Source organism: Arthrobacter sp. GCM10027362 (genome assembly GCF_042679445.1).
GTDB lineage: Bacteria > Actinomycetota > Actinomycetes > Actinomycetales > Micrococcaceae > Crystallibacter.
Map to the genome: position 1 here is coordinate 1 of NZ_JBHTML010000118.1, position 13121 is coordinate 13121.

Below are 13121 nucleotides of genomic sequence, written 5' to 3' on the forward strand. Positions count from 1 at the left end.
GGCGGCGGCAATGCGCCGGGCCACCGAGTCCGCACCGCCGGCGTGCTGCACGGAGGCCCCCTCCGGGTTGGACGTGAGCGCGAGCACGAACACGCCCCGGCCGGTGTCCCGGGCCAGGTCCAGCGCCGGGCGCAGGGACTCATAGCCCAGGTACGGGCTGAGCGTCACCGCGTCGGCGGCCAGGGCGGAGCCGTCACGCAGCCAGGCATCGGCGTACGCGGCCATGGTGGAGCCGATATCGCCGCGCTTGGCGTCCGCAATGGTCAGCACGGACGCCTCCGCGGCCCGGGCCAGGACGCGTTCGAGCACGGCCAGGCCGCGCGAGCCGTGGCGCTCAAAGAGGGCCACCTGCGGCTTCAGGGCCGCCACCTGCTCCCCCACGGCCTCCAGGACCGTGAGGGAGAAGCGCTCCAGGCCGGCGGCGTCGTCGGCCAGGCCCCAGGCGGCCAGCAGGCCCGGATGCGGGTCGATGCCCACACACAGCTGCCCCCTGGAGCGCATCGCCGCACGCAGCCGCTGTCCGAAGGACTCACCCACGGATGACGTCCCGGAGGTTCTGCTCATGCTCCTGCAGGCTGGTCACGTTCCACTCGTACTGGCGCATCGCGTCGATGGCCTGCACGGCGGCGCCGAACTCGGCCACCGTGGTGATCACCGGGGTGCCGACCGAGGTCGCGGCGGCGCGGATCTCGTAGCCGTCGCCGCGCGCCTGGCCGCCGGAGGGGGTGTTCAGGATCATGTCCACGGCCCCGTCGGTGATCAGGTCCACGATCGTGCCCTCGCCGTCCGCGGCGCCCTCGGCCACCTTGCGCACGGTGGTGGTCTGGATGCCGTTGCGGCGCAGCACGTCGGCGGTGCCGCCGGTGGAGAGGATCTCGAAGCCCAGGTCCGTCAGGTGCTTGACCGGCATGATGATCGAGCGCTTGTCCCGGTTGGCCACGGAGACGAACACCTTGCCGGAGGTGGGCAGCGGGTTGTTCGCTGCGGCCTGGCTTTTGGCGAAGGCAGTGTCGAAGTACTTGTCGATGCCCATCACCTCACCGGTGGAGCGCATCTCCGGGCCCAGCAGCGAGTCCACCACCGTGCCCTCGGGGGTCCGGAAGCGGCTGAAGGGCAGCACCGCCTCCTTCACCGCCACCGGGGCGTTGACCGGCAGGCTGGAACCGTCGCCGGTCTCCGGCAGCATCCTGTACGCGGTGCGCAGCTGCCGGATGGTCGCCCCGACCCCGATCAGGGCCGCGGCCTTGGCCAGCTGGACGCCGGTGGCCTTGGAGACGAACGGTACGGTGCGGGAGGCGCGCGGGTTGGCCTCGATCACGTAGAGCACATCCGAGGCCAGCGCGAACTGGATGTTGATCAGCCCGCGCACGCCCACGCCCTCGGCGATGGCCAGCGTGGCCTCGCGGACCCGGGCGATCACATCGGCGCCCAGGGTGATCGGGGGCAGCACGCAGGCGGAGTCGCCGGAGTGGATGCCGGCCTCCTCGATGTGCTCCATGATGCCGCCGACGTACAGATCCGTGCCGTCGTAGAGCGCATCGACGTCGATCTCGATCGCGTCCTCGAGGAAGCGGTCCACGAGCACCGGATGCTCCGGAGTGATCTCGGTGGCGTTGGCGATATAACGGGCGAGGTTGGCCTCGTCGTAGACGATTTCCATGCCGCGGCCGCCCAGCACGTAGGAGGGGCGCACCAGCACCGGGTAGCCGATCTCGTCCGCGATCTTCTTGGCCTGCTCGAAGCTGACGGCGGTGCCGTTCTTCGGGGCGGTCAGCCCGGCCCCGTCCAGCACCCGCTGGAAGGCGCCGCGGTGCTCGGCCAGGTCGATGGCCTCCGGGGAGGTGCCCAGGATCGGGATGCCGGCGTCGGCCAGCGCCTTGGCCAGCTTCAGCGGGGTCTGCCCGCCCAGCTGGACGAAGACGCCGAGCACGCCGCCGGTGCGTTCCTCGGCGGCAATGACCTCCAGGACGTCCTCGAGGGTCAGCGGCTCGAAGTACAGGCGGTTGGAGATGTCGTAGTCGGTGGAGACCGTCTCCGGGTTGCAGTTGACCATGACCGTCTCGTGGCCGGCCTGGCGCAGGGCCATGGTGGCGTGCACGCACGAGTAGTCGAACTCGATGCCCTGGCCGATGCGGTTCGGGCCGGAGCCGAGGATGATCACGCTGGGCTTGGCGTGCGGTTCCACCTCGTCCTCCTCGTCGTAGGAGGAGTAGTGGTACGGGGTGTAGGCGGCGAATTCGGCGGCGCAGGTGTCCACGGTCTTGAAGACCGGCCGAATGCCCAGCGCGTGCCGGACGCCGCGCACCACCGCCTCGGCGGTGTTGGTGAGCGTGCCGATCTGGGCATCGGAGAAGCCGTGCCGCTTGGCCAGGCGCAGGATGTCCTCGGTCAGGGCCGGGGCCTGGCGGATCTGCCCGGCCACCTCGTTGATCAGCTGCAGCTGGTCCACGAACCAGGGGTCGATGCCGGTGGCAGCGTAGACCTGCTCCACCGTCGCGCCGCCGAGCAGCGCCCGCTGGACGTAGGCCAGCCGCTCGGTGCTGCCCACCCGGGACTTCTCCAGCAGTTCGGCGACCTCGAAGTCGTTGACCGGTTCGAAGCTGAGCTCGGCGTTCTTCTGTTCCAGCGACCGCAGCGCCTTCTGCAGGGCCTCGGTGAAGTTGCGCCCCAGCGCCATCGCCTCGCCCACCGACTTCATGGTGGTGGTCAGCGTCGGGTCGGCGGCCGGGAACTTCTCGAAGGCGAAGCGCGGCACCTTGACCACCACGTAGTCCAGCGTCGGCTCGAAGGAGGCCGGCGTCTTCTGCGTGATGTCGTTGGGGATCTCGTCCAGGGTGTAGCCGAGCGAGAGCTTGGTGGCGATCTTGGCGATGGCGAAGCCGGTGGCCTTGGAGGCCAGGGCCGAGGAGCGGGAGACGCGCGGGTTCATTTCGATGACCACCACGCGGCCGGTGTCCGGCTCGATGGCGAACTGGATGTTGCAGCCGCCGGTGTCCACGCCGACCTCGCGGATGACGGCGATGGCGATATCGCGCAGCCGCTGGTACTCGCGGTCGGTCAGGGTCAGCGCCGGGGCCACGGTGATCGAGTCGCCGGTGTGCACGCCGACCGGGTCGAAGTTCTCGATCGAGCAGACCACCACGACATTGTCGTTCTTGTCCCGCATCATCTCGAGCTCGTATTCCTTCCAGCCCAGGATGCTCTCCTCGAGCAGCACCTCGGAAGTGGGGCTGTACTGGATGCCGGCACCGGCGATGCGGCGCAGGTCCTGCTCGTTGTAGGCCATGCCCGAGCCCAGCCCGCCCATGGTGAAGGAGGGGCGGACCACCATCGGGTAGCCCAGTTCCCCGGCGGCCTTCAGGGCTTCGTCCATGGAATGCACGATGATGCTGCGGGCGGACTCGGCGCCGCAGCGTTCGACGACGCCCTTGAACTTCTCGCGGTCCTCGCCGAGCTCGATCGCCTCGATGTTGGCGCCGATCAGTTCCACGTTGTACTTGGCCAGCACGCCGTTCTTGTCCAGCGCGATGGCGGTGTTCAGCGCGGTCTGGCCGCCCAGGGTCGGCAGCACGGCATCCGGACGTTCCTTGGCGATGATCTTCTCGACGATCTCCGGGGTGATCGGCTCCACGTAGGTGGCGTCGGCAAACTCCGGGTCCGTCATGATGGTGGCCGGGTTGGAGTTGACCAGGATGACGCGCAGCCCTTCCTCCTTGAGCACGCGCAGCGCCTGGGTGCCGGAGTAGTCGAACTCGGCCGCCTGGCCGATGACGATGGGGCCCGACCCGATCACCAGGACGGACTTCAGATCTTCTCTCTTGGGCATTACTTGGCTTCCTTGGCGTCGGTGGTGGCTTTGGAGACGTCGGCGGCGCTGGTGGCTGCTGCGTTAGTACCTGCGGTCCGCTTTTCGGCTGCCATCAGGTCGATGAACCGGTCGAACAGGTAGGCCGAATCGTGCGGTCCGGCGGCGGCCTCCGGGTGGTACTGGACGGAGAAGGCGGGGATGTCCAGGCAGGACAGGCCCTCCACGACGTCGTCGTTCAGGCTCACGTGGCTGACCTCGACCCGCCCGAAGCGCCGCTCCGGCGCCGTCGTCGGTCCGTCGGCCGGGGCATCCACGGCGAAGCCGTGGTTCTGCGAGGTGATCTCCACCTTGCCGGTGCGCCGGTCCATCACCGGCTGGTTGATGCCGCGGTGCCCGTAGCGCAGCTTGTAGGTGCCGAAACCCAGCGCCCGGCCGAGGATCTGGTTGCCGAAGCAGATGCCGAAGAACGGCACCCTGGTGTCGAGCACCTGGCGCAGCAGGCCCACCTGGGCATCGGCGGTGGCCGGGTCCCCGGGGCCGTTGGACATGAACACGCCGTCCGGCTCCACCGCCTGCACGTCCTCGATGGTGGCGGTGGCCGGCAGCACGTGCACCCGCACGCCGCGCTCGGCGAAGCGGTGCGGGGTCATGGACTTGATGCCCAGGTCCAGCGCGGCAATGGTGAAACGCGGCTCGCCGTCCCAGCCGTGGTCGGCGGGCTCGACGACGTAGGCGGCGTCGATGCTGACCTCCTCGGCCAGCCGGGAGCCTGCCATCGGTGCCTGGGCCCTGACCTCGGCGAGCAGCTCGGCCTCCGGGCGGGCGGCGGCGTCGCCGGAGAAGATGCCTGCCTTCATGGCGCCGCGTTCGCGCAGGTGGCGGGTGATGGCGCGGGTGTCCACGCCCTGGATCCCGATAATGCCCTGGGCCACCAGTTCCTCGTCCAGGGACTTCTCCGAGCGCCAGTTGGAGGGCCGCCGGGCGGGGTCGCGGACGATGTAGCCGGCCACCCAGATGCGGCGGGACTCGGCGTCCTCGCTGTTGACGCCGGTGTTGCCGATGTGCGGGGCGGTCTGGACCACCAGCTGGCGGGCGTAGGAAGGATCGGTGATGGTCTCCTGGTAGCCGGTCATGCCGGTGGCGAAGACCGCCTCGCCCAGGGCCGTGCCGACGGCGCCGTAGCTGCGGCCGCGGAACATGCGGCCGTCCTCGAGAACCAGCAGGGCCGCTGTTGTGGTGGATGGTTGATTCTGGGTCACAGTGGTTCCTACTCTTCGTCCTGTGAGGCGGTGGGTACTAATGAGGTCAGTTGGGCCAGCAGCGGCGTCTTGTCGGCGGCGTTGCGGGTGCGGAAGGCGGTATCCACGTCGCGCTCCCCGAGCCGCCAGGTCAGCACGGCCAGGCCGTCCTTCTCGACGAACTTGCCGATCATCCCGCTTTCGGTGCGCACGTCCCGCAGCTGCCCCCGCGGGATGTAGATGTCGGGGGCGCCGGAGCGCTCGAACAGCAGGCCGTGGGGGTAGACCCGCAGCAGGGCGTTGCCGCGGATGCCCAGCCCGTGCACGCCCACCCGGTCCAGCCAGTCCCCCGCCGTGGTGGTGACGACGTACTGGCCCTCGTACGCCTCCAGGGGCTGGCCGGCCTCCGCCGGGATCTCGGGCAGCGGGGCCATGTCCTGCTGCCGCCGCAGCCTGCCGCGCCAGCCGGCGAGCATCAGGGCGACGGCCACGACGATCAGGCTCAGGGTCAGCAGCGCGGGGCCGAATTTGTCCATCAGTCAGGCCTCCCGGACGCCTGCGGCTGCTCCGCCGTCTCCGCACGCGGGACGTTCAGCTTCCCGTCCAGCACCGTCGGATGGCCTTGGAAGAAGGTGGCCACCACGCGCCCGGGCAGCTCGCGCCCGGCGAACGGCGAATTGCGTCCCTTGGTGGCCATTGCCGCGGGGTCCACGGTCCAGCGCGCGGCCGGGTCCACCAGCGTGATGTTCGCGGCGGAGCCTTCCGCCAGCGGCTGGCCCTGGTGCGCCAGCCTGCCGATCCGTGCCGGCGTGGCGGAGGTGATCCGGGCGAAGTCCGCCCAGCCGATCAGCCCGGTGTCGACCATGGTGTGCTGGACCACCGACAGCGCCGTCTCCAGGCCGGTCATGCCCATTGCGGCCTGGGCCCACTCGCATTCCTTGGCCTCGCTCGGATGCGGGGCGTGGTCGGTGCCGATCACGTCGATGGTGCCGTCCGCGAGGGCCGCGCGCAGCGCCAGCACGTCCTCGTTGGTGCGCAGCGGCGGGTTCACTTTGAACACCGGGTCGTAGCTGCGGACCAGTTCGTCGGTGAGCCACAGGTGGTGCGGGGTGACCTCGGCGGTGACCTTGATTCCGCGCTGCTTGGCCCAGCGGATGATTTCCACCGACCCGGCGGTGGAAACATGGCAAACGTGCAGCCGGGAGTCCACGTGCTGGGCCAGCAGCACGTCCCGGGCGATAATGCTCTCCTCCGCCACCGCCGGCCAGCCGGTCATGCCAAGCACCGCGGACACGGCGCCCTCGTTCATCTGGGCCCCCTCGGTGAGGCGGGGCTCCTGCGCGTGCTGGGCAATGACGCCGTCGAAGACCTTGACGTACTCCAGGGCCCGGCGCATCAGTACCGGATCCCAGACGCACATGCCGTCATCGGAAAAGATGCGCACGCCGGCCCGGGAGTCCGCCATCGCGCCGAGTTCGGCCAGCCGCTCCCCCGCCAGGCCCACGGTGACGGCCCCGACCGGGCGCACCTCGGCCCAGCCGGCCTGCCGGCCAAGGGTCCAGACCTGCTCGACGACGCCGGCGGTGTCCGCCACCGGCGAGCTGTTGGCCATCGCGTGCACCGCGGTGAAGCCGCCCAGCGCCGCGGCGCGGGTGCCGGTTTCCACCGTTTCGGCGTCTTCGCGCCCGGGTTCGCGCAGGTGGGTGTGCAGGTCCACCATGCCGGGCAGGGCGATCAGCCCGTCCGCGTCCACCACCGTGGCTCCGGCCGCCGGCAGGGATCCGCCGACGGCGCTGATGTAGCCGTTTTCCACCAGCAGGTCCGCGGCGTCGCCGCCGGCAATCCTGGCTCCCTTGATCAGGTAGGTGCCGGTGGTGGTCATGAAGCGGTCTCCTCGGTAGGAACGGCGGTGGTCGGTGCGGTCCGGGAGTCCCCGGAGAGCAGCAGGTACAGGGCGGCCATGCGCACGGAGACGCCGTTGCGCACCTGCTGCAGCACGGTGGAGCGGGGCGAATCGGCGGCCGCCGCGGAAATTTCCAGGCCGCGGTTCATCGGCCCCGGATGCATGATGATGGTGCCGGCCAGGCCGTGCTCGTCCAGCGCGGCCAGCCGCCGGTCGTCAAAGCCCCACAGGCGCGAATATTCGCGGGTCGAAGGGAAGTAGGCGGCGTTCATCCGTTCGCCCTGGACCCGCAGCATCATCACCGCATCCGGGCCCTTGGCCAGGGTCTCGTCCAGGTCGTAGCTGACCGTGCAGGGCCAGTCCCCGATGCCCACCGGCAGCAGCGTGGGCGGGGCCACCATGGTCACCTCGGCACCGAGGGTGCGCAGCAGCCACAAATCGGAGCGGGCCACCCGGGAGTGCAGGATGTCCCCGACGATCGCGACCTTCATCCCGGACAGATCCGTGCCGGCCGAGGCCGTGCCGTTGATCCGGGCCCAGTTCCGGCGCATCGTGAACGCATCCAGCAGGGCCTGGGTGGGGTGTTCGTGGGTGCCGTCCCCGGCATTGACGACGGCGGCGTCGATCCAGCCGGAGGTCGCCAGGCGCACCGGGGCGCCCGAGGCCCAGTGGCGGATGACCACGGCGTCGGCGCCCATTGCCTCGAGCGTTTGGGCCGTGTCCTTCAGGGACTCGCCCTTGGAGACGGACGATCCCTTCGCGGCGAAGTTGATCACATCCGCGGACAGCCGCTTGGCGGCGGCCTCGAAGGAGATCCTGGTGCGCGTGGAGTCCTCGAAGAACAGGTTCACCACGGTCCGCCCGCGCAGGGCCGGCAGCTTCTTGACTTCGCGGTCCGAGACCGCTGCCATTTCCTCGGCAGTGTCCAGGATCCGCACGGCGTCGGCCTTGGACAGGTCCAGGGTGGAGAGCAGGTGTTTCATTTGCTCCAGTCCTCGATCACAACTTCATCGGCCGCATTGTCGACTTCGGCCAGCCGCACCCGCACCTTCTCGGCGGAGGAGGTGGGCAGGTTCTTGCCCACGTGGTCCGCGCGGATGGGCAGCTCGCGGTGGCCGCGGTCCACCAGGACGGCCAGGCGCACAATCCGGGGCCGGCCCAGGTCCACGAGGGCGTCCAGGGCGGCGCGGACGGTCCGGCCGGAGTAGAGGACGTCGTCCACCAGCACCACGACCTTGTTGTCGATGCCGTCGGACGGCAGCGCCGTCGGATACGGCGGGCGGGTGGGCTGGCGCTGCAGGTCGTCGCGGAACATGGTGACGTCCAGCTGTCCGGTGATGTCTGCGGCGGAAACGGCCGGATCCGCGGCGGCGATCTTGGCGGCCAGGCGGCGGGCCAGCGGGTAGCCGCGGCGGGGAATCCCCATCAGGACCAGGTCCCGGGAGCCCTTGTTGGCCTCGAGGATTTCGTGGGCAATACGTGTCAGGACGCGGTCGATGTCCGCTTCGGAAAGAACGACACGTGAAGACGACGGCGTTTGCGCCGGGCTGGGCATGCTCAAGGATGCCCCCTCCTTCCCCGCCTCACGGGACGGAACTTAAAGGATTTCGGGTAGGCTGCGCTCTCAAAATTACCACAGCGGGCCCTCCTTCCCGGCCGCACGGCCCGCCGCCGGGCGCGTGCGCTTAAGCACAGGGGCAGGCAGCCGCGGCTGCCCGCCCCGGGGCGGCGGAGACGGGGAACGCTAGGCCAGCAGGGTCGGCTTCAGCTGCTGGAGCCGGCCGAGCAGGCCGTTGACGAATGCCGGGGACTCGTCGGTGGAAAGCGCCTTGGCCAGTTCCACCGCCTCGCTCACGGCCACCCCGTCCGGGACGTCGTCGTTGTAGAGCAGTTCCCAGGTGCCCACGCGCAGGATCGTGCGGTCCACTGCGGGCATGCGTTCCAGCGACCAGCCCTGCGAGTAGGTGGACAGGAACTCGTCGATCTGCTCCTGCATGGCCACTACGCCCTGGACAATCTCCACAGTGTAGGGGTTGATGATCTGGTCCGTGTTTTCGCGGCGGTCACGGAGCGCGTCGAAGGGCGAAACGGAACGCAGTTCCGCCTCAAAGAGGATGTCGACGGCGCGGCGGCGGGCCTTGCCGCGGGCGGAGGTGGGTGCGCTCACTAGTCGTTGACACGTCCCAGGTAGTCGCCCGTGCGGGTGTCGACCTTGACCCTGGTGCCGGTCTCCAGGAACAGCGGAACCTGGATCTGGTAGCCGGTCTCCACGGTGGCCGGCTTGGTGCCGCCGGTGGAGCGGTCGCCCTGCAGGCCCGGCTCGGTGTAGGTGATTTCCATGACCACCGACGCCGGCAGCTCGATGTACAGCGGGGTGCCCTCGTGCATGGCGATGTTGACCTTGATGTTCTCGAGCAGGAAGTTCTCGGCGTCGCCGACGACGGCGCCGGGGACGTGGACCTGGTCGTAGTCCTGGACGTCCATGAACACGAAGTCCTCGCCGTCCTTGTACAGGTACTGGTAGTCGCGGCGGTCCACGGTGGCGGTCTCGATCTTCAGCCCGGCGTTGAACGTCTTGTCCTGGATCTTGCCGGTGACAACGTTCTTGATCTTGGTGCGGACGAAGGCACCGCCCTTGCCCGGCTTCACGTGCTGGAATTCGATCACGTTCCACAGCTGGCCGTCCAGGTTCAGGACGGTGCCGTTCTTGATGTCGTTGGTAGTCGCCACGGTTTCTCTTTCGGCTCTTTGGTGCTTCGGTCGGTAAAGTCCAGCATCAATTCTACCCGCTGCCCCGCTTCCTCCCGGCTGCCCCGGCCCGGCACCGGGTCCGGCCGGTTTCCGCCCGCAGGCAGCATCTGCTGCCCGTTTTTGCAGGCGGGGAGCATCTGGTGGCCGGATTTTTCGCAGGAGGGCGGGGGCCCAATCCCTATTCGGCGATCTCCTGGTAGGCGGCGAAGAGCAGCGAGGTGTCGGGCACCTCGAGGATCCCGGGCCGGCCCGGCCCGTCCAGCACCACGAAGCGCAGCAGGTCCCCGCGGGACTTCTTGTCCCGCTTCATGCCGTCCAGCAGCGCGGCCCAGCGGTCCTTCCGGTAGCTCACCGGCAGCCCGAGCGAGGACAGGATCGACTTGTGCCGGTCCGCCGTTGCATCGTCGAGCCGGCCGACCATGCGGGACAGCTCGGCGGCGAAGACCAGGCCCACGGACACCGCCGCGCCGTGCCGCCACTGGTAGCGTTCGGCCAGTTCGATGGCGTGGCCCAGGGTGTGCCCGTAGTTGAGGAATTCCCGCCGGCCGGATTCCTTCAGGTCCGCCGAGACGATCTCGGCCTTGACGGCAATGGAGCGTTCCACCAGTTCCCGGACCACCGCCGAGCCCGGATCCCGGACCGCCTCCGGATTGGCTTCGATCAAATCCAGGATCGCGCCGTCCTTGATGAAGCCGCACTTGACCGCCTCGGCCATGCCAGTGAGCAGTTCGTTCTGCGGCAGGGTCGCCAGCGCGTCCAGGTCCGCCAGCACCGCTGCCGGCGGATGGAAGGCGCCGACCAGGTTCTTGCCCTCGGCGGTGTTGATGCCGGTCTTGCCGCCCACCGCCGCATCCACCATGCCCAGCAGGGTGGTGGGGATGTGCACCACCTTCACCCCGCGCAGCCAGGTCGCCGCGACGAAGCCGGCCAGGTCGGTCACGGCGCCGCCGCCCACGCCCACGATGGCGTCCGAGCGGGTGAAGTCGTTCTGCCCGAGCACCTGCCAGCAGAAGGAGGCCACCTGGATGTGCTTGCCCTCCTCGGCGTCCGGTATCTCGGCGGTCAGCGCGGTGAAGCCGGCCGCCGCCAGGTCCTCGCGGACGGCGTCGCCGGTGGCCCGCAGCGCGCGCGGATGGATCACCAGCACCTTGCGCACCCGCTCGCCCAGGATGCCGGGCAGCTGCGGCAGCAGGCCGTGGCCGACCACGACGTCGTAGTTCTCGGCGGGCGAGGCGCCCGTCACCTTGATGACGGTCGAGGCCGCCGGATCCTGGATCCCGTTGGTCAACGCGATTGCCTTTCAGAGATGAGTTGGGTCAGTTCCCGGACCACGTCCGCCGCGCTCTTGCCGCGGGTGTCCAGGACGACGTCGGCCAGGCGCAGGTAAGTGGGCCGGCGCCGGGTGGCCAGTTCCTCCCAGCGGGCCGCCGGGTCCCCGGCGAGCAGGGGCCGGCCGGTTTCGCGTTCGATCCGCGGCCGGACCGTTTCCAAATCCACGTCGAGGAAAACCACCACGCAGCGGGCCAGCAGCTGCTGGGTTCCGGTGTCCAGGATGGCGCCGCCGCCGACGGAGACGACCCGCGGCGCCCCGTCCGCCACCAGCGCGGCCACCTCGCGCGCTTCCAGCTCGCGGAAGGCATGCTCGCCCATGGCGGTGAAGATACCCGGAATCGGCCCGTGCCGCTCGGCAATCCGCTTGTCCGAATCGGCGAAGTCCAGTCCGTGCTCGGCGGCGAACTGCTGGCCAATGGTTGACTTGCCCGAGGCCATGGGCCCGATCAGCACCAGCGGCCGGTCCAGCCGCACCGGTGTTGCGGCCCCCACTAGCTGCCGATCGTATCCAGCGACTGCGGAATCGCGGACAGGTAGCTCCTGAGGTTGCGCTGGGTCTCGGCCACGGAGTCCCCGCCGAACTTCTCGACCACTGCCTCGGCCAGCACCAGGGCCACCATGGCCTCGGCCACGACGCCCGCGGCCGGGACCGCGCAGACATCGGAGCGCTGATGGTGGGCCTTGGCCGCGTCGCCCGTGCTGACATCGATGGTCTGCAGGGCCTTGGGAACCGTGGCGATCGGCTTCATCGCGGCCTTCACGCGCAGGGTGTCCCCGATGCTCATGCCGCCCTCGATGCCGCCGGCCCGGTTGGTGGCGCGGATGATGGTGCCGTGTTCGTCGCGCACGATCTCGTCATGGGCCTCCGATCCCCTGCGGGCGGCGGTTTGGAAGCCGTCCCCGACCTCCACGCCCTTGATCGCCTGAATGCCCATCAGCGCCGCGGCCAGCCGGGCGTCCAGGCGGCGGTCCCAGTGCACGTAGCTGCCCAGTCCCGGCGGCAGGCCGTAGGCGAGGACCTCGACGACGCCGCCGAGGGTTTCGCCGTCCTTGTGCGCGGCGTCCACCTCCTGGACCATCGCGATCGAGGTTTCGGCCTCGAAGCAGCGCAGCGGGTCTCCGTCCAGGGCGATCACATCGGCCGGACCCGGAACCGGGCTGCCTTCGGGCACGGCCACCCGGCCGACGGCCACGGTATGGCTGACCAGTTCGATGCCCAGGGTCCGCAGGAAGCTGGCGGCGACGGTGCCCAGGGCCACGCGGGCGGCCGTCTCGCGCGCACTGGCCCGTTCGAGCACCGGCCGGGCCTCGTCGAAGCCGTACTTCTGCATGCCGGTGAAGTCCGCGTGGCCCGGACGCGGCCGGGTCAGCGGCGCGTTGCGGGCCAGGCCTTCCAGCTGGTCCGGATCCACCGGATCGGCCGACATGATCTGCTCCCACTTGGGCCATTCGGTGTTGGCGACCTGGATGGCGACGGGCCCGCCCTGGGTCAGGCCGTGGCGGACGCCGCCGACGATGGTGACCACGTCCTGTTCGAACTTCATCCGGGCCCCGCGGCCGTAGCCGAGCCGGCGGCGGGCCAGCGCATTCTGGATATCCGACCCGGTGAGCTCGACGCCGGCGGGGACGCCTTCGATAATTCCAACCAGAGCCGGCCCATGGGATTCACCGGCTGTCAACCAACGCAACATATGTTCAATACTGCCATGTTCCGGGCCTGCATCAGCGCCGGGGCACTCCCACCGCGTCACACATGACATTGGTCACCGCTGCGGCATCCCGGAACAGCGGGCCGCTGAACAGGCGCACCTGTTCGACCGCCTGGTAGATCAGCATCTCGATTCCGGCGACAATCGTGCCGCCCTGTGCGTGCCAGACGGCGGCGATCCGGCTCGGCCACGGATCGTAGGCGACGTCCAGCAGCACCTTCCCGGCGCGGTCCGGCCTCCGACCGGTTTCCTCCGCCAGCCGGCGGGCCACCGGGTCGGCCGCGCGCGGGGGCAGCGTGGAGACCACGATGTCCGCGGCCCCGATGGATTCGGCCGCTTCATCCAGCGGCCGCGCCTGGCAGGGCAGGCCGAAGCCGGCG

The 13121-nt window shown here is 69.7% G+C and carries 12 protein-coding genes and 1 pseudogene; all 13 read right to left on the reverse strand.

The features are described from left to right. Positions 1-564, reverse strand: a 564-nt coding sequence (pyrF, locus tag ACFQ36_RS15320; protein WP_377015066.1) for an orotidine-5'-phosphate decarboxylase, incomplete at its 3' end; no start/stop codon positions are given. After that, the gene (carB, locus tag ACFQ36_RS15325; protein WP_377015068.1) at positions 530-3826 is read right to left on the reverse strand and encodes a carbamoyl-phosphate synthase large subunit; all 3297 of its coding nucleotides are present in this window, start codon (positions 3824-3826) and stop codon (positions 530-532) included. The genes pyrF and carB, both read right to left, overlap by 35 nt. Next, a complete protein-coding gene (gene carA, locus ACFQ36_RS15330) occupies positions 3826-5007 on the reverse strand; it encodes a glutamine-hydrolyzing carbamoyl-phosphate synthase small subunit (protein WP_377015082.1) in 1182 nt (393 codons plus the stop codon). Before carA ends, carB begins: the two co-directional genes overlap by 1 nt. Before the next feature lie 68 nt (positions 5008-5075). Next, entirely contained in the window at positions 5076-5582 is a 507-nt protein-coding gene (locus tag ACFQ36_RS15335) for a hypothetical protein (RefSeq protein ID WP_377015070.1), read from the reverse strand. Continuing rightward, entirely contained in the window at positions 5582-6928 is a 1347-nt protein-coding gene (locus ACFQ36_RS15340) for a dihydroorotase (protein WP_377015071.1), read from the reverse strand. Before ACFQ36_RS15340 ends, ACFQ36_RS15335 begins: the two co-directional genes overlap by 1 nt. Then, positions 6925-7932 carry an aspartate carbamoyltransferase catalytic subunit gene (locus ACFQ36_RS15345; protein ID WP_377015073.1) on the reverse strand — a complete coding sequence of 336 codons (1008 nt, stop codon included), beginning with the start codon at positions 7930-7932 and terminating at the stop codon, positions 6925-6927. The genes ACFQ36_RS15340 and ACFQ36_RS15345 overlap by 4 nt, the downstream gene beginning before the upstream one ends. Further along, a complete protein-coding gene (gene pyrR / locus ACFQ36_RS15350) occupies positions 7929-8504 on the reverse strand; it encodes a bifunctional pyr operon transcriptional regulator/uracil phosphoribosyltransferase PyrR (protein WP_377015084.1) in 576 nt (191 codons plus the stop codon). The genes ACFQ36_RS15345 and pyrR overlap by 4 nt, the downstream gene beginning before the upstream one ends. A gap of 189 nt (positions 8505-8693) precedes the next feature. Continuing rightward, complete coding sequence (gene nusB, locus ACFQ36_RS15355) at positions 8694-9116, reverse strand: transcription antitermination factor NusB (protein WP_377015074.1); 423 nt, start codon at positions 9114-9116, stop codon at positions 8694-8696. Continuing rightward, positions 9116-9679 (reverse strand): elongation factor P, encoded by a 564-nt coding sequence (efp, locus tag ACFQ36_RS15360; RefSeq protein ID WP_377015075.1) that lies wholly within the window; start codon positions 9677-9679, stop codon positions 9116-9118. The genes nusB and efp overlap by 1 nt, the downstream gene beginning before the upstream one ends. A gap of 199 nt (positions 9680-9878) precedes the next feature. After that, on the reverse strand, positions 9879-10976 hold the full coding sequence (gene aroB / locus ACFQ36_RS15365; RefSeq protein ID WP_377015086.1) for a 3-dehydroquinate synthase: 1098 nt from the start codon (positions 10974-10976) through the stop codon (positions 9879-9881). Positions 10977-10984: 8 nt separating this feature from the next. Next, positions 10985-11524 carry a shikimate kinase gene (locus ACFQ36_RS15370; protein WP_377015078.1) on the reverse strand — a complete coding sequence of 180 codons (540 nt, stop codon included), beginning with the start codon at positions 11522-11524 and terminating at the stop codon, positions 10985-10987. Continuing rightward, entirely contained in the window at positions 11524-12723 is a 1200-nt protein-coding gene (gene aroC, locus ACFQ36_RS15375) for a chorismate synthase (protein WP_377015080.1), read from the reverse strand. The genes ACFQ36_RS15370 and aroC overlap by 1 nt, the downstream gene beginning before the upstream one ends. Positions 12724-12754: 31 nt before the next feature. Next, positions 12755-13121 (reverse strand): annotated as a pseudogene (locus tag ACFQ36_RS15380) (shikimate dehydrogenase); the annotation flags it as partial.

Bases quoted from the DNA above. Each gene is read 5' to 3' on its own strand.
- carB (WP_377015068.1), bottom strand. From the start codon at position 3,826: ATGCCCAAGAGAGAAGATCTGAAGTCCGTCCTGGTGATCGGGTCGGGC.
- carA (WP_377015082.1), bottom strand. From the start codon at position 5,007: ATGTTCCGCGGCCGCAGCTACGGCGCCGTCGGCACGGCCCTGGGCGAG.
- ACFQ36_RS15335 (WP_377015070.1), bottom strand. From the start codon at position 5,582: ATGGACAAATTCGGCCCCGCGCTGCTGACCCTGAGCCTGATCGTCGTG.
- ACFQ36_RS15340 (WP_377015071.1), bottom strand. From the start codon at position 6,928: ATGACCACCACCGGCACCTACCTGATCAAGGGAGCCAGGATTGCCGGC.
- ACFQ36_RS15345 (WP_377015073.1), bottom strand. From the start codon at position 7,932: ATGAAACACCTGCTCTCCACCCTGGACCTGTCCAAGGCCGACGCCGTG.
- pyrR (WP_377015084.1), bottom strand. From the start codon at position 8,504: ATGCCCAGCCCGGCGCAAACGCCGTCGTCTTCACGTGTCGTTCTTTCC.
- aroC (WP_377015080.1), bottom strand. From the start codon at position 12,723: ATGTTGCGTTGGTTGACAGCCGGTGAATCCCATGGGCCGGCTCTGGTT.